This is a genomic window from Aquifex sp. (assembly GCF_056494385.1).
The window spans coordinates 1-21300 of sequence record NZ_JBSLZM010000089.1; the positions used below are offsets into that span (position 1 = coordinate 1).

Genomic DNA, 21300 nt, shown 5'->3' on the forward strand with positions numbered 1-21300 from the left:
ATAAAACCCGATGAGTGGAAAGCCCTAATAGGAGGCAAGAAAATAAGGCCCGGTCTTCTCATAGAAATATCTCCGGAGTTTAAGGTTGAGGTTATTGAACACATAGAGGAGGGAAAGTTCAAGGTAAGACTTCACGGGGAGAATCCACTTAAGCTCATAGATAAATACGGACACATACCCATTCCCCCCTATCTGAAGCGTGAAGAGGAGCCCCTGGACCGCGTTTACTACCAGACAATCTTCGCAAAAGAGGAAGGTGCGGTTGCATCTCCTACAGCGTCACTCCACTTCTCGGAAGAACTTATGGAAAAGCTCAAAGAGAAGGGGATAAACTTCGCATTCATAACCCTTCACGTCTCTTACGGAACTTTTAAACCCGTTAAGGTTGAAAACGTAGAAGAACACAAGGTAGACCCGGAATACGTAAAGGTTCCGAGGGAAACGATTGAGAAGATTAAGGAAACGAAGAAAAAGGGAAGAAGGGTTATAGCGGTAGGAACAACAGTCGTCAGAGCCCTTGAAACCGCGGGCTACGAGCCCTTTGAGGGATGGACAGACCTATACATATACCCTGGATACGAGTTTAAGGTTATTGACGGGATGATAACGAACTTTCACCTACCGAGATCCTCCCTCTTAATTCTCGTTTCATCTTTCGCAGGAAGGGAATTTATTTTGAGAGCTTACAGGGAGGCTGTTGAGAAGAGATACAGGTTTTACAGCTACGGGGACGGTATGCTAATTACTTGAAAAACACGGAAAAGTTTGTAAAATATATTTCTCAGGTAAGCCGGAGTGGCGGAACTGGCAGACGCGCCGTCTTGAGGGGACGGTGCCCTTTACGGGCGTGCGGGTTCGACTCCCGCCTCCGGCACCACTAAAACAGAACGACTGACGTAATAACCCTATCTTTCGTCTTATCTCTCCTGTATGAGGGAAGCTCGGGAGAGCAAATCGTGCATTTTTCCCAAACTATAAGGGAGTCTACACCGCTTTTTTTGAGCCTTTGGATTGCCTCCCTCTGGGTATCAAAGAAAAGCTTTCCCTCTCTTATTTCAAGTGTGTAGAATCCGTAGTTTTTAAACTCGCTCCCTACTTCGTAACAACAAGCCTTTGCGGAGGGAAGAACAACCGCCGTTAAATCCCCTTCATCCTCTTCTTTCAGGAGTTTAACGGTTTTCTCTATAATTCCTTTGTGCAACCCCCTCCACCCTGCGTGGATTACCCCTATCCATTTTTCCCCTATCAGTGCAACAGGAACACAATCCGCGGTTTTCACCCCGATGGGATAGTTCCTTAGGTTTGTTATAACTGCATCGCCAACCGCAGGTTTTTCAGGACTAACAATCTTTATAACTTCGCCCGTGTGCTTCTGAACGGGGAGGTATACATTTTTTTCTTCCCTGCTTAAACGAACTATTGCGTTCTTTATCCTGAGTTCAAGTATTACTTGAGTTTCTTCGCCTTTTGGGAAGTTTTCTCCAGACATTCCATAAGGATACCTTTAAATCCTTCCTTTTCTAAGTGTTTTAAACCTTCTATTGTTGTTCCCCCGGGTGAGGTTACCTTTGTTGTTAATGTGTTCGGGTTCTCTCCCGTTTCCCTCAAGAGGTTCGCACAACCCTTAACGGTATCAAGAACTATCTTCAAAGCTTGTTCGTAAGGAAATCCGAGGAGAACTCCTCCTAGAGCGAGTCCGTCTATAAACTGAAATACGTAAGCAGGTGAGCTACCGGCGAGTGCCGTAAACGGGTCAAATAAGCCCTCCTCCAACTTGTATAGCGAACCGCAAGAAAGGAGAAGTTCCTCAACTTTACTCCTTTCATCTTCACTCAGATTTCCGTTGTCTGTTATGGCCATAGCTCCGCTTCCTACAGCGACCGCTATATTTGGCATTACCCTGACTATCTTCTTATCTTTCCCTACAACGTTTTCTATGTCCTCTAAACTTACCCCCGCCATTATGCTCAGAATTATGCCCCTGTAGTCCTTTAACTTATCAAGAACCTTAAGTGAGTCTTTTGGCTTTACCGCAACTATCACTATGTCCGAGGTATCCGCAAGGAACTTAACATCGGTTGCAAAGGCCAGACCCATCTCAACCGCAAGGCTTCTCTTTTCGGGAAGGATGTCTGTCACGGTTATGTTTTCCCTCCCCACTTTCTTCATAAGGCAGGTTGCGAAGGCCTGCCCCATATTTCCGAAACCAACTATACCCACGCGCATAGTTAAGATATTAGCATGCACTTCTTCATCGCAGAGGAAATGCTTGGGAACAAACTAATCCTTAAGGAAGAAGAGGCAAGACACTTTAGGGTTAGGAGAATAGAGAAGAACGAATCCTTCGGCGTTATTTACAACGGAAAGAGATATTTGTGTAAAGCTCTAAAGGTTGATAAGAAGGAGGTCGTTTGTGAAGTCCTTGAAGAGCTTCCCGTAAAAATTCCCGAAAAAAAGGTAACCCTTTACCAGTGTGTAACGGTTGAGTTAAGAACTATGGACCTAATAGTGAGACAGTCCACGGAGCTTGGTCTCTACAGACTTGTTCCGGTTATATCCGAAAGAAGTTTCAGAAAAAAGGAAACGGTATTAAAGCGAAAGGAAAAATGGGAGAGGATTGTTAGGGAAGCTATGAAACAGTCGGGAAGAGCTCACCCCTTGATAATTGATGAACCCGTATATCTTACCGATATAAACCCCGCTCACGAGGAAAACATACTCCTTGATAACTTTACCCAGGGTATAAAGGTAAGAGATTTAAGTCTATCCTCAAGGGATTTCGGGGTGGTTGTCGGGCCTGAAGGTGGATTTTCAAGAAGGGAAGGAGATATCTTAAGGGAAAAGGGTTTTAAGTCCATCCTCCTAGAACCTTATACTCTTAGAACGGAAACCGCATCACTTTGCATTCTTTCCATTCTCATTAACTGCTAACGTTATACCGAGGGACTTAATCTTTCTGTATAAGCTTGATAGGTCAAGACTCAAGGACCTCGCGGTCGCCTTAATGTCGTAGTTGTTCTCTCTCAGCCTTCTTTCTATAAAGAGTTTCTCAAAAGTTTTTTTTGCTTCCTTGAGGCTCTTTATTTTGAACAAGCGTTCAAGGTTCTCGTAATCCTGCTCTTTAAACCCCAGGTCCTCGGGTTTTATAACCTCACCATCACACAGAATAACGGCCCTCTCTATGAGGTTTTTAAGCTCCCTTACGTTTCCCCTCCAAGGTCTTGAAAGAAGAAACTCCTTTGCCTCTTCGCTCAGCTCGAAGCAGTCTTTCTTATATTCCCTTGCGAACCTCCTTAAAAAGTGTTCCGCAAGGAGAACTATATCCTCTCCCCTTTCTCTCAAGGGCGGAAGGTGGATTGTTATTACGGAAATCCTGTAGTATAAATCCTCCCTGAATCTCCCCTTCCTTATTTCTTCTTCAAGGTTCTTATTTGTTGCACAGAGTATACGGGTATCTACGAGGATTTTCTGCGTTCCCCCGAGTCTCGTGAAGCTTTTTGTTTCAAGAAATCTCAGGAATTTGGGCTGAACCTTCGGGTCAAGCTCTCCTATCTCGTCAAGAAACAGGGTTCCTCCGTCCGCAAGCTCAACTTTTCCCTTCTTTCTCGTTAAGGCTCCCGTAAAAGCTCCCCTTTCGTGCCCGAAAAGCTCACTCTCGGCAAGCTCATCGGGGATTGCTGCACAGTTTATATCAATAAAAGCTCCCTTTCTACCGGAGTATTTGTGTATAAGTCTTGCCACTACTTCCTTTCCCGTCCCGCTCTCTCCCGTTATGAGGACGGGAACGTTGCTTTTAGCTACCCTCGGAATTAACCTCTTTATCTCAAGAATTTTCGGGTGATTTCCTATAAACTCTACCTCTTCAGCAAAAATCCTTGAAGATTCGTAATTTTCAAAGGCGTGTTTTACGGTAAGGAGGAATCTCTCCATTGAAAAGGGTTTCTCAAGGAACTCGTAAGCACCTTTCTTAATAGCCCTAACTGCTGTTTCCACGTTGCCGTGTCCCGTTATTACTATAACTACGCTGTCGGGAGAGTTTTCCTTTATAAACTCAATGAACTCAACTCCGTCTCCGTCGGGCATCCAGACATCAAGGACTATGACGGGGTAAAGAAACTTTTTAATCTTTTCTTTGGCTTCCTTTAAGGTTTTTGCACTTTCCGTTTTAAAACCTTCATCTTCAAGAATCCCCCTGAGAGTGCTCACTATACCTTCTTCGTCGTCAATTATGAGGACATATTTGTTCATACTTTTAAGATACAACAGAAGGGTTTTAGGGTATTCGGAGGTCTATATTCCCTTAAAGGTTTACCCGTAAAGGGGTGAGCTATATTGGGTTCTATCTCAAGTAAAGGGTATAAGAAGAAGTCCCTATCAAGGAGAAAAGGGTGGGGAACTTGGAGGAGCTTTGAGTTTATAACCTCTCTTCCGTAAAGTAGTATGTCTATATCTATCTCACGGGGTCCCCATTTGTATCTCTCCTTTCTTCCGAGTTTTTTTTCTATACCCTTTAGTTTGAGCAGAAGATCCGTCGGGGGAAGCTTAGTATCCACGCTCAGAACGAGATTGAGAAAGGGAGGTTGTTCCTCTACACCCCACGCTTTGCTTTCGTAAACGGTTGAGAACTTTACAATTTTTCCGATTTTCTTTATCTCCTCAATGGATTTCAGTATGAAGGATAGCCTGTCTCCTACGTTGCTTCCTATTCCTAAATAAGCTTTCACGTCTATATTATATTTAAAGTTCTTTAAGGAGTAGTTAGCATGGACTTACCTAAGTTAAAGATAGGAAGGATCGAAGTTGAAATTCCCATAATTCAGGGTGGAATGGGTGTCGGTATATCGTGGGAAAACCTGGCAGGGCACGTTGCCCGCGAGGGTGCGATCGGTGTCGTCTCCGCCGTGGGAACGGGATACAGACATCCCCACCTCGTAAAAAGAGATAAGTTCGGAAGACCTATAGGTTCTATAAACACACATCACCCTGAGGCACTGAAGAAGATAATTAAAGACGCTAAGGAAATATCAAAGGGAAAGGGTGCGATAGGTGTAAACATACTCGCAGCGATTACCGACTACGGTAGGGTTGCGAGGGATGCGGCTGAAGCCGGAGCAGACCTAATTATTTCCGGAGCAGGCCTTCCCCTTAAGCTTCCCGAATACGTTGAGGGATACGATGTAGCTCTAGTCCCGATAGTTTCTTCCGCAAGGGCTCTTAACATTATTTGCAGAACTTGGAAGAAAAGGTATAACAGGCTTCCCGATGCTGTTGTCCTTGAAGGTCCTAAATCGGGAGGACACCAGGGTTTTAAATACGAAGACTGCTTTAAACCCGAAAACCAACTTGAGAACCTTCTTCCCTCGGTTCTTCAGGAAGCCAAGAGGTGGGGAGATATACCCGTAATCGTTGCCGGCGGTGTTTGGAGCTATCACGATATTAAGAAGTTCATAGAGATGGGTGCAGCCGGTGTTCAGATGGCAACGAGGTTTATCGCCACACACGAGTGCGATGCACCCCAGATTTACAAGGAGCTCGTTACGAACCTTGAAAAGGACGATATAATGCTTTTCAAGTCCCCAGTAGGATACCCGCTCAGGGTAATAAGAACACCGTTCATAGAGAAGCTCCTTAACGGCTTTAACGGGTGGAACGGGTGTGTATCCCACTGTGTAGTTCCTTGTAACAAAGGGGAAGAGGCAAAAAAGGTAGGTTTCTGCATAGCGGACAGGCTGGGTCTTGCTTGGCTCGGAGATTACGAAGAGGGTATATTTATAAGCGGTGCAAACGGACACCTACTTAAGTATCAGGGTATTATATCGGTTAAAGAGTTGATAGAAATACTTACCGGAAGAAGGAAAGACCACACCCTTGAAAAAATAGAAGAAAAAGCTGTTAAAGTTTGAGCTCTTCCTTCATCTTTAGAGCTTTCTCAAATATACTCCTGTCTCCCTTGTACTTTAACAATTTTTTTGCAGCTTCAACGGGGAAAAACTTCGCATCCTTTACTTCCCACGAAGGTTTCGGTTCTCCCGACACGTATCTCATAAGGTAATACTTAACGGTTTTAAAGACCCTCTCCCCTTTCAGTCTATACCAGTAGTGTATCTCCCCTATGTAAGCTAATATCTCACCTTTTACGTTCGTCTCCTCGTAAACCTCCCTGAGCGCAGCCTCTTCCGGGGTTTCGCCCTTCTCTATGTTTCCCTTAGGAAAGCTCCAAACACCCGAAGGGTTTTTTATGAGAAGAACCTCGTTGTTCTTAAAAAGAACTCCACCCGCAGAGAACTCCCTCCTCATTTATCAAGCTCTTTAAGTATCTCGTCGGTTATATCTATCCCTTCATCTTTGTAAAGGAGCATGTTACAGTCAAATACGGCCTTCAGACCTTTCGTTTTTGCCTTTTTCTCAACAATAGCTATAACCTTGTCAAAAATCATCTGCTCAAGCTGGGATTTCTTTTTTGAAAGCTTCGTTTGAGCTTCAACCTGAAGTTTTCTTAATTCCTCTTCAAGTCTTTCAATCTCCTCCATCGTTTTCTTCTTAGCCTTTTCGGAGATTATACCGCTTTCCGCCTTCTTTTTAAGCTCTTGAAGTTTTTTCTGCTTACTTTCTATCTCCCTTTGGTACTTCTCTACATCCCTTTTAAACTCTTGCTGGGTCTTTGCTATGAACTTGGACTCCCTTATTATCTTGTTTGTATCAACACAGGCAATATCAAGAGCAAAAATAAAACCCCCTGCAAGTGCGAAGGAAAGAAAAAATTTTTTCATAACTACCCCCTTTACTCAGTTTAAGAAAAAGTATATCATCCATCCCGTTACCGCGACGTATATCCAAACAACCGCGGTTATGGGTGCTATCTTCCTGTGTTTGTCGTAAAGTCCTTTAAAACCCAAGTAAACGGTGTAGACCGCAAGAGGGAAGTTTATTATGGCTAAAATTGTATGGGACCAAAGAACAAAGTAGTAAAGAGTCCTATACTCCCCCGTGTATTTTTTCGGGGGAAAGAGAGAGAATTTCACAAGGTAGAGAATTACGAATATGAGTGCTAAGAATGATGCGGTAAGCATCGCTTTCTTATGGAGCTCTCTTCTTCCTGTTTTTATGAGAAAAAGACCCGTTAGTATTAACAAACCACTTAGGCCTATCGTTATAAGACTTAGCCAGGTTAATATCTCATACATGGTTAGCTTATTTTAACAGATAAACCGCAAGGAAGACCACAATATAAGTCATAATTGCAAGGAGTGCGAGAATTACACCCACAACTATATTAAACCTCTTCTCCCTCTCTTCCCTCTTTCTCATTCCTTACTCTCCATAAAAGGCTTTTCAGAACAAAAAGAACAAAAGAAGCCCCTCCGATGACCGAAAGTATTGACCCAACTCCCATGAGTATCATAAAGAGGTAAACCTTAATATTGTGTATGTATTCCGTTCCGGGGGTTTTTCTAGGAGCTCCGAAAACACCCGCCCAGAAGAGTCCGGCGACGAACATAAGCATCCCGAAACCGTAAAGGAAGGGAATACTCTTAGTAAACCTTCCGAGTTTGTTTACGTAACCGAAGTCTTCAAAAAGTTTCAGGGTAAAGACCATAACGGCCACAAGTATGCTCGCTATAACTCCGTGGTAGTGAGCGGGAACACGCGTATCCATACCTACGATTAGATAGCCCATCAATGCCCCCACGAAGTATATAAACACGGAAAGGGAAAGTCCCAGCCTGTAGAAATCCCTCTTTCTCAGGGATTTGGAGAGTATAATAGCTCCGTAAGAAATCGTAGGAAGGCCTATACCAACCGCATAACCCCACTTTGTTAATACCCTGCCGCCTTCACCGAGGGGGTCCATAAAAAACTGAGCCAGGAAGTAAACACCCGGGAAGGTTAAGAGAAGCGTATTTAAGAACCTGAGGTCTATAACTCTTTCATCCAGCAAGAGAAACCACAGGGAGAGAAGAATTCCCGCGTTTACGAACTGGTGTATGTGCCCCGGAAACCAGAAAAGCGCCTCGTAATACTGGTGGGGATTTAACTCCCGTGAAGTTACTATGTAAGAAACTGCAAGCGTTAAGGGAAAGAGAAGGGAGTTTATCACCGTTGTTGAGAGAACAGACTCAAGTGTAGACCCCACGTAAAAGTTTTTAATGGCTTCTTTTGAAAATCTAAGAGCGTTAAGGAAAACGGACAGAAGAAAAAGAGAAACACCTACAAAGAAGAGGGGATGTATAACCGTGGGAACGTAGTTGTTCCAGAGAGCTTGTCCGAGTCCCAAAGCGGAGACTACAACTATAAGGAAGAACCCTAAGGCCCCGGGAAGGAAGAAAAGAGGGTTATCCTCCTTCTTAAAAATCCTGTGCCACAGAAAAATGAGAAAGGCGTAAAGACCTATTATGAGTGCGGAATCAACGTGTCCCACAAGTGCGTGATAAAAATACTCAGGAGGAAAGAAATCGGCCAGACCAGGTGTTCTTGCAATTGCAACAAGTAGGGCAAAAAAGCCCCCTAAAGCTATTGAAACGATAAACAGGTAAAACCAGAGCATAACTACCTCACCATGTCAACAATCATCATTCCAAAAAGAACCGCAAGGTAGATAATGGAGAAGAAAAATAACCTCATACTTTCCTCTTTCTTTGAGAAGAAGAACTTTAGGGTAAGACCCAAGTAAACGAGGTTCATAACAATCGCCGTTATAAAGTAAAACTCTCCTACCATACCCGTGAGATAAGGGATAAGGCTAACCGGAAAGAGTGAAGCGGTGTATAAAAGAGTTTTCAGCTTCGTTATGAAAACACCCCTTGCCACGGGAAGGGTCGGAATTCCGGCTTTTTTGTAGTCCTCTCTATATTTTAGTGCAAGGACCCAGAAGTGAGGAGGTTGCCAGAGGAACATAAGGAGGAACAGAGCAACGGCGTTAACATCTATTGAGCCGGAAGCGGAAACGTAGCCTATGACGGGAGGGAGCGCTCCGGATATTCCCCCTATCTCGGTGGCGAGGGGACTTTTTCTCTTTAAGAGGAGCGAGTAAAGGACGACATAGGAGAAAGAAGCAAGGGCTACGAGCAGGGTGGGCATCACACCTACGAAAGTTAGCATAATTGTGAAGGAAAGAACCTGTAGAACTATCCCGAAAAGCAGAGCCTTTAAGGGGTTTACCGCACCTCTCGGGATAGGCCTATCCGCGGTTCTCTCCATAAGGCGGTCTATGTCCTTATCTATAACCATATTGAGAACCGCAGAGCCCGCCGCCGCAAGACCCGTTCCCATTAAGGTCCAAAAAACGAGCTCGGGGTCAAGGTTTCCCCTTGAGCCGAGATACATTCCCCCGAGTGTGGTTATGAGAACAAGGGAAACTATTCCCGGCTTTGTAAGGGCTAAGTAGTCCTTAAGGGTTCCCTGGTAAGTTTCCACTCTCTCACTCATTGGACAACACCTCTAAACTCGGCGTAAGTTTTTAATACGGAAGGAGCAACAAGGTAAGAAACCCAGGCCACTATAAGGAAACCTATCGCTATATGTAAGAAGAGATAAGGAAGGAAGAAGCCCGATACAACTGTGGCAACTCCCGCGAGTATTTGTGCTACCATAAGGATAAAAGTTATAACGCTTTCACTGTTTAGCTTCTTAAACATTATGAATAGGGAGAGAATGACAAGAAATCCCGCGTAGGTTATGTGAAGGTAGTAAACGAACTGGTTGTATTCCAGTGCCTTTACGTATCTCACGAATATGCCGAGAAGTATCTGGAACATAACCGCGATGTATAGTGCTTCCGAGTAAGGAATTCTTTCTTCAAGCCTTTCTCCGAAATACTTGACGTAGTAATAAGTAATAGTTATCGTTGAGAGTATGAAAACCGAGAGTATGAGGTGAGAGGTTGTGTAAACATAGTCAAGGAGTTCCCTAAGAAGGGGAGCCTCCGTTACAACAACCCTCATACCGAGGAGTGCCTCAAGAACGAGAGCCAGAAATATAAACACGAGAGCCTTCTTTACGAAGGATGTTCCCCTCTTAAAAGCGTAGAAAAGCGTCGTGAGTAAGACTATCCCCGTTATACCGCCGAGTATACGGTGGGTCTGTTCTATCCAGGGCTGAAGGGGTGTGGGTGCTACAACGGGAGCAGGAGGGGTAGGTATCTCTTCTTTTAGTTGGAAGGGTAAGAGTTGCCCGTGGCAGAGGGGCCAGTCCGGACAACCGAGCCCCGAACCCGTTGATGTCACTATACCACCGAAAACCATAAGAATATAGGTAAGAACTACCGAAAGGAGGACGAGGGTTTTTAAAGGACTACTTCTCAACACCTGAACCTGATTCATTCTCTCCTCCTTTTTTAAGCCTCATCTCCCTCATTTCATGGAAAAGGTTCGTAGTTCTTGCGTTTTTAAGCCTCTCCAGGAACCTTTCCCTGTTTTCAGGATACTTTAGGTAGTTGTAAACCGTGTATGTCATGGAAAGAAGGGCTATTCCCAAGAATATGAGAGCTATAAGATACTTCTTAAAGCCTTCACTCATAATTTTAACAATATACCATTAGAGTAAATCCTTTATGTCCTTCTCCAGTTCCCTGTAGATGCCGAGTCTCTTTTTCACGATAACTCCATCCCTGTTTACGAGGTAAGAGGTCGGAAGCCCTTGAGGATTGAAGTAATTAAGTGCTTCGTCATTTGCGACCACGACTATAAAGAGAAGCTTATACTCTTTGAGAAAGTCTTTCAGGTTTTCTGGGTCCGTATTTATGGCTATTATCTCAAAGCCTTTATCCCTATACTTTTTGTAAACCTCCTTAAAGAGAGCCAGCTCCTCTTTACAAGGTGGACACCACGTAGCCCAGAAGTTTATAAGAACCACTTTTCCCTTAAAATCCCTGAAGTTTACCTTTTTACCATCAGGTGTTTCAAGGGTTATATCGGGAACGGGTTTATTCACAACTTCGGAGTATCCGTGTCTATCCTGTTGTATACCTATGTAAACGAGAAGTCCGAAGAGTATCAGGGCAAGAAGGGGAGGAATGAGGCGTCTCATACCTTTTTCCTATCCTCCGGAAGTTCCCTCGGTTCAACACCGATATACTCGTACTCCTCTTCGGAAAGCCTCTTTGAGAAGGGTTTTTCCTGAGTGAGTTCCTCATAGGCGTGAGCCACGAGTCCGGGAACCCTTCCTATAATGAAGAAACCCTTACCGAGTCTCCAGTCAAAACCCATATCCGAGGTAATGGCGGCTATAGCACCGTCAACGTTGAGGACTATTCTCTTACCCTTCTGCTTGTATATTTCTTCTTCAACCCTTTTTGCAAACTCACAGTGCTCTTTACAAAAGCCGTATTTTTCCGCAAGTTCAAATAGTCTTCTCGTTCTCGGGTCAAACTCCTTATAATACCTGTGTCCGTATCCGGGAATAGGCTTTTTCTGGGATAAATACTCCTTTACTATCTCCTCAACGGGTCTTTTACTCTTTACCCCTTCCTGCATAAACTTCATAGCATCTTCAAGGGCTCCCCCGTGGGCACTTCCGAAGGCGAGGACTCCCGCACCCACACCAACGTTCAGGGAGTTTCCACCGCTTATTACCGCCCTTGTAGCTATGACCGAGGGAGGAGCTATACTGTGTTCTATAACCGATACGAATATGGCGTCCATCATCTTGGCTTCCGCTTCAGAGGGAAGTTCCCCTTTAAGGAGCAGGTATATAGCCTCGGAGAAGGTAAGGTTACCTACAAGGTCAAGGAGTCTGTATCCCCTCACGTAGGGCTCGTGGTTAACATGGGTTGATATTGCGGTTCTCCACTTCTTCTCAGCCATAGGAAAGATTATATTAAATTCGGATATGAAGGAGAAGGTTATAGTAATCGGAGGAGGGCTTGCGGGCTCGGAAGCGGCCTGTAGACTCGCAAACGAAGGACACAGGGTAATCCTCTACGAGATGAGGCCTAAAAAGATGACCCCGGCCCACAAGACCGGAAACCTTGCGGAACTCGTGTGCAGTAACACTCTCGGAGGACTTGAGCTTACCACCGGAGCGGGACTCCTGAAGGCGGAAATGAAGATGCTCGGTTCCCTTGTTGTTGAAGCAGCTCAGGTTGCGAGAGTTCCCGCGGGCGGAGCTTTGGGTGTTGATAGAAAGATATTTTCCGAATACATAACAGAGAAGATAGAAAGCCATCCCAACATAACCGTTGTAAGGGAGGAAGTTAAAGAAATTCCCGAGGATGAAATCGTAATAATAGCAACGGGGCCTTTAACCTCCGACGCACTTTCGGAAAAGATAAAAGAGCTCGTAGGATACGACACACTATACTTTTACGATGCTATAGCTCCGATAGTTGAGGCGGACAGTGTAGACTTCTCAAAAGGTTTCTGGGGTTCAAGATACGGGAAGGGAGGTGAGGATTACTTCAACTGTGTTCTTACAGAAGAGGAGTATAAAGTCTTTTACGAAGAGCTTCTAAAGGCGGAGAAGGTTCAACCGAAGGACTTTGAAAAAGCAGTTCATTTTGAGGGTTGCCTTCCGATAGAAGAAATGGCGGAAAGAGGATACAAAACTCTCCTTTTCGGCCCTATGAGACCCGTCGGCTTAATAGACCCGAGAACGGGTAAACAGCCTTTTGCTGTTGTTCAGCTAAGAAAGGAGAACAAGGAAGGGACGCTTCTGTCCCTCGTGGGCTTTCAGACGAAACTCACTTATAAGGAGCAAAAGAGGGTTTTCAGACTAATACCCTGTTTAAGAAATGCGGTTTTCGTAAGGCTCGGTTCCATGCACAGGAACACCTTCATCCAATCAAACAAGGTTTTAACTCCCTTCTTAAACCTCAAGAAGAAGGAGAATGTATTCTTTGCAGGTCAGATTACGGGTGTTGAGGGATACGTTGCATCCTCAGCTACCGGTATCCTTGCAGGCATAAACGCGGGAAGGCTCGCAAGGGGAGAAAAACCCGTTAAAGCTCCCGAGGAAACAATGCTCGGGGCACTCGTGAAGTATATAACCACAAAGGAAGGTGAGCTCCAGCCTATGAACCCCGTTTTCGGACTGCTTCCTCCCCTCGAGAAGAAGGTAAAGGATAAGAAAAAAAGAAAGGAACTTATGGCCCGGAGAGCACTAAAGAAAATGGAGGAGTGGATAAAAGAACATGAGCTCCTTAAAGGTGAGTTAGTAAGGATTTGATAGAATTTCAATAAATGGAATTTAAATGCGGGGTATATGAGAAGATAAAAAGAGGGGAAGAATTAACCGAAGAGGATAAAAGAAACTTAAAAGAGATAATAAAGAAGATGTTTAATTTCTTCGTAGAGCAAGAAATATTCCCCACCCCGAACAACTACACAAAGTGGTTTTTCGTTTTTTGTTACGTTGTTGAAAACAAAATAGAACCTTCGGTTAACGAACTCATAGACCTTTATTACAAGATATTTAAAGAAGCAAAAATAGACCTCAGGCTATCCGTGGAGCTTGAAAGACTTTTATCGGAGGTTCACCACGTAATATACGAATACATAGAAACCGTTAAGGGATATGACGTAAAGTTTAAAAAGCATGAAGAGAGGATAGAAAAGAAGTCGGAAGGTGTAAATACCGAGCTCCTCAGAAGCATACTGAAGGAGCTTTCGGAGCTAAGAAAAACAAACCAAGAGTTGATAAACGAGCTCAGAGAAAAACAAAAACAGGCAGAAAGACTTAAGAAAGAGCTTGAAACCTTAAAGGCACAGGCTTTTATAGACTACCTTACCGGCTTGAAGAACAGAAGGTCAATAGAAAAAGCCCTCAGCGACTTTTTAAGGGACTTTAAGAATTACGGATACCCTTTCTCTGTAATAATGATGGACCTGAACGAGTTTAAACAGATTAACGATAAACACGGCCATCCCGTCGGAGACTGTATCCTTAAAGAGATCGGGGAGATTCTGAGGAAATACCTTAGGGCTAAAGACGCCGTTGGGAGATACGGAGGGGACGAGTTTCTCATCATACTTCCGGGGATAAAGCTTGAGAACGCTCTTAAGGTCGCAAAGAGACTTAGAAACGCAATAGAAAACCACGTGTTCAGGTGTGATGATAAAGAGCTTAGGATATCCGCAAGTTTTGGAGTTATTGAGGTAAACGAAAGCTTTAAGGACATTAATGAGATACTAAAGAAGGTTGACGAAAAACTATACGAAGCAAAGAAAAGAGAAGACAGAATAGCTTATTAAGCTACCATCTCCTTAGCCTTCAGGTATTTCTTCAGGAATTTTCCCGTGTAAGAGTTGGGATTGTTTGCTATATCCTCGGGAGTCCCTACGGCAACAATCCTACCTCCTCTTTCTCCTCCTTCTGGACCGAGGTCTATAACCCAGTCTGCACACTTTATAACGTCAAGGTTGTGCTCTATAACGACTACTGTATTTCCCTTTTCTACAAGCTTTCTTAAAACTTTTATGAGTTTATTAATGTCGTCCATATGTAAACCGGTTGTCGGTTCATCAAGGAGGTATAACGTTCTCCCCGTGTCTTTTTTGGAAAGCTCTCTTGCCAGCTTTATCCTTTGGGCTTCACCTCCCGATAGTGTGGGAGCCGGCTGTCCCAACTTTATGTATCCGAGACCTACGTCTTTTAAAACCTGAAGCCTTCTCCTTATGGGCGGATGGTTCTCAAAGAACTCATAGGCCTCGTCAACGGTCATCTCAAGAACGTCCGCTATACTTTTCCCCTTATACTTTATCTCAAGGGTCTCCCTGTTGTAGCGTTTTCCCTTACACACCTCACAGGTAACGTAAACGGGAGGCAGAAAATGCATCTCTACCTTTATAACACCCTCTCCCTGACAGGCCTCGCACCTTCCCCCTTTAACGTTAAAGGAAAACCTTCCCGGTTTGTATCCCCTTGCCCTCGCCTCCGGCGTTTGGGCAAAAAGGGTTCTTATTAGGTCAAAGACTTTTGTATAAGTTGCGGGATTGCTCCTCGGAGTTCTTCCTATGGGGGATTGGTCCACATTTATAACCCTGTCTATGTGTTCAAGCCCTTCGATTCTTTCAACTTTTCCAACCTGCTCGTGGGTTCCGTAGAAGTAGTTTTTAGCGTATTTGTAAAGAATATCGTATATCAAGGTAGACTTTCCGCTCCCCGAGACACCCGTTATGCACACAAACAGCCCCAGGGGAATCTCAACGGTAATGTTCTTTAAGTTATGTTCCCTTGCCCCGACAATTCTTATGAACTTATCCCCGGGCTTCTTTCTCTCCTCGGGAACGGGTATCTCCTTCCTTCCGCTGAGGTATGCTCCCGTAAGTGAATTGGGGTTTTCTTTAATTTCCTCAACGCTTCCCTGTGCGACTATGTATCCCCCGTTTTTTCCGGCTCCTGGACCGAGCTCTATCACGTAATCCGCCGACTCAATAGTTTCGGGGTCGTGTTCAACGACTATAACGGTATTTCCGAGATCCCTCAAACCTTTGAGTGTATTTATGAGTTTATTCGTATCCCTGGGATGAAGACCTATTGAAGGCTCATCAAGAACGTAGAGAACTCCCGAAAGTTTAGAACCGAGCTGGGTGGCAAGTCTAATTCTTTGCATCTCTCCACCCGATAGGGTTGTAGCACTCCTTGATAGAGAGAGGTAGTCAAGACCTACGTTTACCAGAAAGCCCAGCCTTTCAACAATCTCCTTCAGTAATCTATCCGCGATTATCCTCTCTTTTCCTTCAAGCTTCTTTTCAAGCTTTTCAAAGAACTCCTTAGCCTTTCCTGCGGGCATACGGACGACGTCCCATATGCTCTTTCCTTCTATAAGAACGGATAGAGCCTCCTTCCTGAGCCTTGCACCCTCACAAACGGGACACGGTTTCTCGACTATGTATTCCTCTATCTCTTCCCTTACTCTTTCACTTTCCTCTTCAAGGAATCTTCTCTCAAGGTGTCTTATGACACCTTCAAACCCGAGGTTTTCACTTCCGTAAAGAACAGCGGTTCTTACGCTCTCCGGAAGTTTGTTCCATGGCGTCCTCGGGTCGTATCCGAGTCTTCTAATCAGGTTTCCCACGGGGAACTTTAGATAACCGAAGAGTCCGCTATCTGTTATCCTTATGGCCTTTACCGCCGGCTTTTCGGGGTCTATCAAGAGTGCCGGGTCTACCTCCCACTTGACTCCCAGCCCCTTACAAGCGGGACACGCACCATAAGGTGAGTTAAAGGAAAAAAGTCTCGGAGAGAGCTCTGGAATGGTGAAGCCGTGCTCCGGGCAAACCATCTTCTCGCTGAAAAGCTCCTCGTTTCCCTCTTCAACGTCTTCAATCTTTACGAGACCGTTTGAGAGCTCAAGCGCTTTTTCCAGGGCTTCAAGGAGTCTCGGCCTTTCATCTTCTTCAACTCTTAACCTGTCAACAACGAGTTCTATCGTGTGCTTTTTATTTTTCTCAAGTTGGGGAACTTCTATGACCCTTACGAGCTCTCCGTCAACCTTTACACGGGAGTATCCCATGTGCTCTATCTGTTTGAAGAGCTCCTTAAACTCTCCCTTTTTACCCCTTACGAGGGGTGAGAGGACCATAACCCTTTTTCCCCTATATTTTTCAACAATTTTCTCAAGTATCTCGTGGGCAGAAAGTCCGGAAAGCAGTCTTCCGCAGTGGGGACAGTGGGGTTTCCCTATGTTAGCCCATAAAACCCTAAGGTAGTCGTAAATCTCGGTTACCGTTCCAACCGTTGAACGTGGGTTTTTTGAGGTAGTCTTCTGGTCTATGGCTATTGCAGGGGACAACCCTTCTATGCTCTCAACCTCGGGTTTTTCCATAACCCCTAAAAACTGCCTCGCATAAGAAGAAAGGCTCTCCACATATCTCCTTTGACCTTCCGCGTAAATTGTGTCAAAAGCGAGGGAAGACTTCCCGGAACCGGAAGGACCCGTTATCACCACGAGTTTATTCTTGGGTATTTCTACGTCTACGTTTTTCAGGTTGTGCTGTTTCGCACCCCTTACGATAATCCTGTCCATAAGATTTGAATTTAAATAATTCCCTCCTCCCTGAAGGAAAAGTAATCTTCCTCCGAAAGGATTATGTGGTCAAGTAGCTCAAAACCGAGGATTTTACAGGCTTTTATTAACCTTTCGGTGAAGTTTATATCTTCATTTGAAGGTTTTGCTTCCCCTTGCGGGTGGTTGTGGGCTATTATTATACCGTTTGCAGAAAGCTTTACCGCTCTGAATAAGATATCTTTCGGTTTTGCTATTAAAGTGTTTCCGTTCCCGAGGGCAACGACCTCGTAGTCAAGAAGCCTGTTGCTGAGGTCCAGATAAAGGGCTATAAGTGTTTCCTTTCTTTCGTTTAGTTTGTCTTTGAGAAAGTTAACCGCTTCCTTAGGGTTCCTTATTGAAACTCCCTTTTTTCTTTTGTTTATTCTTTTTGAGAGCTCAATTAATGCCTTAACCTGCAAGGCTTTTACAAGACCAAGCCCTTTAACGTTAAGGAGCTCTGAAATGTCTTTCTTCTCAAGCTCTTCCCAGCCCATCTCTAACAACTCCTTAGATAGAGATAGAACATCGTGCCCCCTAGTTCCGGAGCCTAAGATAACCGCAAGGAGCTCCTCATCCGAAAGGAATTCCGCTCCCAGCCTGAGGAGTTTTTCCCTGGGTCTTAACTCTTCGGGAATGTCCTTTATGGAGCGGTAGGTGTAACTCACTCTATCCCGAGCCTTTCCCATATCTCGTCTATCTTTTTCTTTACTTCGGGGCTCATTTCTATTACTTCTGGCCATTCTCTTGTGTATCCCTCCTCCTTCCACTTGGTGGTTGCGTCAATAATCATCTTACCACCGAATCCTACCTCGTTGGTAGAGTGGTCAAGCACATCTATGGGCCCCTTGAGCATCAAAACGTCCCTCTGGGGATCAACGTTGTTCCCCCAAGCCCAAAGAACTTCTCCTAAGTCCTGAACGTTTACCCAGTCGTCAAAAACAACTATGTGCTTTTCAAGGGACATAAGTCCCAATCCGAGGAGGGCGTATGCAACCTTAAAGGCGTGTCCGGGATACCTCTTCTTTATTGAGACAAAACAGAAGTTGTGAAAACATCCCTCCGCGGGCAGGTGGTAATCAACGACTTCCGGCAGGTTAAACTTTATTAGTGGGAGGAATATCCTCTCCGTTGCCCATCCGAGGTATTTATCCTCCTGAGGAGGTCTCCCTACTATGGTCGTAAGGTAGTAAGGATCCTTTCTCATAACTATGGCTTTTACATGCATCATGGGATATTTATCAACAGGTGTGTAAAAGCCCGTATGGTCTCCAAAGGGTCCCTCGTCAACCAACGGGTCTTCCGGGTCTACGTATCCCTCAATAACTATTTCCGCATTTGCGGGATACGCAAGGTCAACTGTAAGACCCTTTACGAGCTCAACGGGTTTCTCCATTATTATGCCTGCAAATAAGTACTCGTCAACCTCGGGAGGAAGGGGGGCGGAAGCAACATAAGGAAGTGGGGGTTCTCCTCCAATTGCTATAGCAACATCAAGCTTTTTTCCGAGTCTCTTTGCCTTCCAGTAGTGGTGGTTTCCGTCCTTATGTATCTGCCAGTGGAGGGCAAGTTTATCCTTATCAAGAACCTGAAGTCTGTAGAGTCCTACGTTTCTTATACCGCTTTCCGGGTCCTTTGTTATAACTTGACCGAAGGTTATGAACCTTCCCCCGTCTTTTGGCCAACACTTCAGTATAGGGAGTTCCTCCAGGTTTATATCTCCCATTATAACTTCTTCCTGAACCTTTCCCTTCTTTACAAGCTTGGGTATTGCGTCGTTCAGTTTCTTTAGCTCTGGTAGTTTTTTTAGCTTTTCAAGGAAGGTTTTAGGGATTTCGGGCTTCAGTATCCTGTAGAGTTTCCAGCCGATATCCTCAAGGTTTTCGTATCCGAGGGCCATCTTTATCCTCTTTTCGGAACCGTAAAGGTTCGTTATTACGGGAATATCGTACCCCTGCGGATTTTCAAAAAATAAGGCTTTCCCACCTCCAGGCATCTTACAAACTCTGTCGGTAACTTCCGTTATCTCAAGAATAGGGGAAAGGGGTTCCTTTATTCTTACGAGCTCCCTTTCCTTTTCAAGAGCTTTTATAAAGTCGTGTAGGTCTCTGTAGGGGTACCCCATAGGAGTATTTTAATGATAACTTCTGACTAAGGAAAGGATTATAAGCTCCCAACCGTTTGCGAGGACAAAGAGCATAATCTTGAATGGTAAAGAAATGAGCTGAGGGGGAATCATTATTATCCCCATTGATATAAGTATGGAAGCGACAACTATATCTATTATTAAGAAAGGTATATAGATGAGAAATACAATTTCAAAGGCTGTCTTTAGCTCACTCACCATAAAGGCGGGTATTAGAACACGTGTGGGTATATCCTCGGTGGATTTTAACTTTTCCTTGGAAATTTTAGCCACACTTAAAAAGGCCTCAAGGGTTTCTTTTCTCGTATGTCTCAGCATGAACTCCCTTATATAACGCTCGGTTCTTTTGAAAAACTCCTCATCGCTTATCTCTTTTTTTATGTAAGGCTTAAAAGCCTGGTTGTTAATTTTGTCTATCGTTGGTTTCATTATGAAAAAGGTTAAAAACAGGGAAAGAGATATAATAACGGGGTTGGGAGGAATCTGGGGTGTTCCTATGGCTTGGCGAAGCAGTGAAAGAACGACGACTATTCTCGTGAAGGATGTAAACATTATGAGAATAGACGGAACTAAGCTTAGAACGGTTAAAAATATTAAGAGTCTTATCGTATCCGCTAAGTTTCCACCTCCCACTTTTACCTCAATGGGCGGTATCTGGGCAAGTAAAAGGGAAACGTTAAGAAGGATTATCGGTAACACTCTCCTCATGCAAAACTTTAGCGAATTTCGGACCGAAAATTATAAAGAACCTTTTCTCCTTTATCTTAAGACTTGCTACGAAAACCTCCCTTGAAAGGGGAACTATCTCTTCAACCTTTATATTTTTCCCCGAAAGCTTTATAAGATTTCTTCTGAAAAGATAGTTGAGGAATATATAGATAAGGGGAAGAAGGATAAGGAGAAGTAAGAAGCTTTTCAGGAGATACTCTATCACTTTTCTATTATCGTTTCTTCTACCTTCATACCGAAGTGTCTTCCCGCTTCTTCAACGTATCCGAGAACCTCGTCTCCCTCCTTCAATTCCGAGACCGATACGGGTGTTCCGTCCGGTCTGGTCAGCCTTATGGTTTCCGCGTTCTGGAGTATACAGCTGAGCTTTTTGTTCTCATACCTTCCCTCAATCAGTATCATGGGTCTTCTCTCAACCTTAGCCCTGCCCACATACGTTACCCTTCCCCTTCCCTTGTAGTCGTATACCATAACCTTATCCCCCGCTTCCAGTTCACATAAATACTTTGTCCTGTTGTTGGGGACCCTTATATACATATGAACCGCTCCTGCGTTAACTCTAAAGGGTCTTGCCGCAACGTAGGGGTTTTCCTCCGTCTCAGCATGAACGAGGAACATGCCTCCCGAGGAGTTTCCGACGAGCATTCCCTCACCTCTGTGAAGGAGCGATACGGTATCAACGCAAACCCTATCCCCAAGACCGAGGGGTAGAATTCTCGTTATCTTAACCTTTACGAGCTCAAGCTTTTCCCCTTGTTCTCCTACTATCTGACCAACTTTCTTAATCTCGTTTACATCCCTTGACTTTAGAACCACCCCCTTGACGCCCTTTTCAAGTGTCTGGAGTGCAACCTCGGCCTCCTGGGCATTCTTAACTACGGCGTAGAGCTCTTCCCTTTGGGCTATTAAGTTTTCAAGGGGAATTACTGTCCAGTCGGTTGTTTCGACTATTACCTTAACGTTCGGCGGATACTTTGCCGCCCTCTCTTCGTCCTCCTTACCCTTTATAAGAACATAAACTGCATCCTCTCCCAGCTTAAGGTCTCCGTCGGGAGATATAACCGTTATCCTTCCCGCCTTTTTCGCCTCCTCAACCATTCCCTTTTCGGGAATCACTACTGCGGTCGCTCCTGCTTCAAGGGCTACGGAAACGAGTTTCCTGTCAAAGGGTTCTATCCATACCCAGAATTCCTTCATGCTATTATTTTACAGAAAACTACGCCATGGCGTCCAAAGGTCTTGAATTTTTTGAAAGTCATTATAAAATTAATTCAGAAGGGGAATAACTGCAGGGAGAAAAACTCCCTGCGACCCGTAAATATTTTTAGTTAAATTAAAAGGGCTGGTAGACCTCTTAATGTCTGCCCTACCCGTGGACCGCGGGGAAGTAACGCCCGTGGAGAGGGCTAAGCCCTCGTTGAAGCGGGAAGCCCCTCATCTTTGA

24 protein-coding genes and 1 tRNA gene are annotated in these 21300 nt (G+C 44.6%); 6 read left to right on the top strand and 19 right to left on the bottom strand.

Going from position 1 to position 21300, the window contains the following annotated elements; all coding sequences use genetic code 11:
- Both queA and ACWB1W_RS06875 read left to right on the top strand, forming a co-directional pair.
- A partial coding sequence (gene queA, locus ACWB1W_RS06870; protein WP_479370638.1) for a tRNA preQ1(34) S-adenosylmethionine ribosyltransferase-isomerase QueA occupies nt 1–750 on the top strand: 750 nt, incomplete at its 5' end.
- A gap of 39 nt (nt 751–789) precedes the next feature.
- Nucleotides 790–877: transfer RNA gene (locus tag ACWB1W_RS06875), tRNA-Leu, on the top strand.
- On the opposite strand, the gene pgeF is transcribed toward ACWB1W_RS06875, so the two are convergent.
- On the bottom strand, nt 878–1489 hold the full coding sequence (gene pgeF, locus ACWB1W_RS06880) for a peptidoglycan editing factor PgeF (protein WP_479370639.1): 612 nt from the start codon (nt 1487–1489) through the stop codon (nt 878–880).
- Nucleotides 1447–2226 carry a pyrroline-5-carboxylate reductase gene (gene proC, locus ACWB1W_RS06885; RefSeq protein ID WP_479370640.1) on the bottom strand — a complete coding sequence of 260 codons (780 nt, stop codon included), beginning with the start codon at nt 2224–2226 and terminating at the stop codon, nt 1447–1449. Before proC ends, pgeF begins: the two co-directional genes overlap by 43 nt.
- 15 nt (nt 2227–2241) lie before the next feature.
- Between proC and ACWB1W_RS06890 the strand changes: the two genes are divergently transcribed.
- The gene (locus ACWB1W_RS06890; RefSeq protein WP_479370641.1) at nt 2242–2931 is read left to right on the top strand and encodes an RsmE family RNA methyltransferase; all 690 of its coding nucleotides are present in this window, start codon (nt 2242–2244) and stop codon (nt 2929–2931) included.
- Here the strand turns inward: ACWB1W_RS06890 and ACWB1W_RS06895 are convergent.
- Both ACWB1W_RS06895 and folK read right to left on the bottom strand, forming a co-directional pair.
- Nucleotides 2896–4248, bottom strand: coding sequence for a sigma-54-dependent transcriptional regulator (locus ACWB1W_RS06895; protein WP_479370642.1), 1353 nt, complete (start codon nt 4246–4248; stop codon nt 2896–2898). The genes ACWB1W_RS06890 and ACWB1W_RS06895 overlap by 36 nt on opposite strands.
- Entirely contained in the window at nt 4245–4724 is a 480-nt protein-coding gene (gene folK / locus ACWB1W_RS06900) for a 2-amino-4-hydroxy-6-hydroxymethyldihydropteridine diphosphokinase (RefSeq protein WP_479370643.1), read from the bottom strand. Before folK ends, ACWB1W_RS06895 begins: the two co-directional genes overlap by 4 nt.
- A gap of 39 nt (nt 4725–4763) precedes the next feature.
- Between folK and ACWB1W_RS06905 the strand changes: the two genes are divergently transcribed.
- Nucleotides 4764–5903: an NAD(P)H-dependent flavin oxidoreductase gene (locus tag ACWB1W_RS06905; RefSeq protein ID WP_479370644.1), complete on the top strand. Its 1140-nt coding sequence runs from the start codon at nt 4764–4766 to the stop codon at nt 5901–5903.
- Here ACWB1W_RS06905 and ACWB1W_RS06910 read toward each other — a convergent pair.
- The 9 genes from ACWB1W_RS06910 to ACWB1W_RS06950 all read right to left on the bottom strand — a co-directional run bounded on the left by ACWB1W_RS06910 (nt 5893) and on the right by ACWB1W_RS06950 (nt 11813).
- Nucleotides 5893–6297, bottom strand: a complete 405-nt coding sequence (locus ACWB1W_RS06910; protein WP_479370645.1) for an NUDIX hydrolase — start codon at nt 6295–6297, stop codon at nt 5893–5895. The two genes, ACWB1W_RS06905 and ACWB1W_RS06910, sit on opposite strands and share 11 nt — an antisense overlap.
- Nucleotides 6294–6770, bottom strand: coding sequence for an OmpH/Skp family outer membrane protein (locus tag ACWB1W_RS06915; protein ID WP_479370646.1), 477 nt, complete (start codon nt 6768–6770; stop codon nt 6294–6296). Before ACWB1W_RS06915 ends, ACWB1W_RS06910 begins: the two co-directional genes overlap by 4 nt.
- A 15-nt stretch (nt 6771–6785) precedes the next feature.
- Nucleotides 6786–7184: a DUF420 domain-containing protein gene (locus ACWB1W_RS06920; protein WP_479370647.1), complete on the bottom strand. Its 399-nt coding sequence runs from the start codon at nt 7182–7184 to the stop codon at nt 6786–6788.
- A gap of 89 nt (nt 7185–7273) precedes the next feature.
- On the bottom strand, nt 7274–8545 hold the full coding sequence (locus ACWB1W_RS06925; RefSeq protein ID WP_479370648.1) for a cbb3-type cytochrome c oxidase subunit I: 1272 nt from the start codon (nt 8543–8545) through the stop codon (nt 7274–7276).
- Nucleotides 8546–8547: 2 nt separating this feature from the next.
- Nucleotides 8548–9426, bottom strand: a complete 879-nt coding sequence (cyoE, locus tag ACWB1W_RS06930) for a heme o synthase (protein WP_479370649.1) — start codon at nt 9424–9426, stop codon at nt 8548–8550.
- Complete coding sequence (locus ACWB1W_RS06935) at nt 9423–10319, bottom strand: COX15/CtaA family protein (protein ID WP_479370650.1); 897 nt, start codon at nt 10317–10319, stop codon at nt 9423–9425. Before ACWB1W_RS06935 ends, cyoE begins: the two co-directional genes overlap by 4 nt.
- Nucleotides 10291–10515 carry a hypothetical protein gene (locus tag ACWB1W_RS06940; protein ID WP_479370651.1) on the bottom strand — a complete coding sequence of 75 codons (225 nt, stop codon included), beginning with the start codon at nt 10513–10515 and terminating at the stop codon, nt 10291–10293. Before ACWB1W_RS06940 ends, ACWB1W_RS06935 begins: the two co-directional genes overlap by 29 nt.
- Nucleotides 10516–10533: 18 nt before the next feature.
- Complete coding sequence (locus tag ACWB1W_RS06945) at nt 10534–11025, bottom strand: TlpA family protein disulfide reductase (protein WP_479370652.1); 492 nt, start codon at nt 11023–11025, stop codon at nt 10534–10536.
- Nucleotides 11022–11813 carry a citryl-CoA lyase gene (locus ACWB1W_RS06950; RefSeq protein WP_479370661.1) on the bottom strand — a complete coding sequence of 264 codons (792 nt, stop codon included), beginning with the start codon at nt 11811–11813 and terminating at the stop codon, nt 11022–11024. The genes ACWB1W_RS06945 and ACWB1W_RS06950 overlap by 4 nt, the downstream gene beginning before the upstream one ends.
- A 13-nt stretch (nt 11814–11826) precedes the next feature.
- Here ACWB1W_RS06950 and trmFO point away from each other — a divergent pair, with 13 nt between their 5' ends.
- Both trmFO and ACWB1W_RS06960 read left to right on the top strand, forming a co-directional pair.
- Entirely contained in the window at nt 11827–13161 is a 1335-nt protein-coding gene (gene trmFO / locus ACWB1W_RS06955) for an FADH(2)-oxidizing methylenetetrahydrofolate--tRNA-(uracil(54)-C(5))-methyltransferase TrmFO (protein WP_479370653.1), read from the top strand.
- Between the two features lie 14 nt (nt 13162–13175).
- Complete coding sequence (locus ACWB1W_RS06960; RefSeq protein ID WP_479370654.1) at nt 13176–14186, top strand: GGDEF domain-containing protein; 1011 nt, start codon at nt 13176–13178, stop codon at nt 14184–14186.
- Here ACWB1W_RS06960 and uvrA read toward each other — a convergent pair.
- From uvrA to ACWB1W_RS06990, 6 genes are read right to left on the bottom strand one after another with little or no spacing between them, the layout of a single operon-like run.
- The gene (gene uvrA / locus ACWB1W_RS06965) at nt 14183–16963 is read right to left on the bottom strand and encodes an excinuclease ABC subunit UvrA (RefSeq protein WP_479370655.1); all 2781 of its coding nucleotides are present in this window, start codon (nt 16961–16963) and stop codon (nt 14183–14185) included. The two genes, ACWB1W_RS06960 and uvrA, sit on opposite strands and share 4 nt — an antisense overlap.
- 11 nt (nt 16964–16974) lie before the next feature.
- Nucleotides 16975–17670, bottom strand: a complete 696-nt coding sequence (radC, locus tag ACWB1W_RS06970) for a RadC family protein (RefSeq protein ID WP_479370656.1) — start codon at nt 17668–17670, stop codon at nt 16975–16977.
- On the bottom strand, nt 17646–19106 hold the full coding sequence (locus ACWB1W_RS06975; RefSeq protein WP_479370657.1) for a menaquinone biosynthesis decarboxylase: 1461 nt from the start codon (nt 19104–19106) through the stop codon (nt 17646–17648). The genes radC and ACWB1W_RS06975 overlap by 25 nt, the downstream gene beginning before the upstream one ends.
- 9 nt (nt 19107–19115) lie before the next feature.
- Entirely contained in the window at nt 19116–19835 is a 720-nt protein-coding gene (gene fliP / locus ACWB1W_RS06980; protein WP_479370658.1) for a flagellar type III secretion system pore protein FliP, read from the bottom strand.
- Nucleotides 19804–20061, bottom strand: coding sequence for a hypothetical protein (locus tag ACWB1W_RS06985; protein WP_479370659.1), 258 nt, complete (start codon nt 20059–20061; stop codon nt 19804–19806). The genes fliP and ACWB1W_RS06985 overlap by 32 nt, the downstream gene beginning before the upstream one ends.
- Nucleotides 20058–21053: a 3-dehydroquinate synthase II gene (locus ACWB1W_RS06990; protein WP_479370660.1), complete on the bottom strand. Its 996-nt coding sequence runs from the start codon at nt 21051–21053 to the stop codon at nt 20058–20060. The genes ACWB1W_RS06985 and ACWB1W_RS06990 overlap by 4 nt, the downstream gene beginning before the upstream one ends.
- Between the last annotated feature and the right edge of the window lie 247 nt (nt 21054–21300).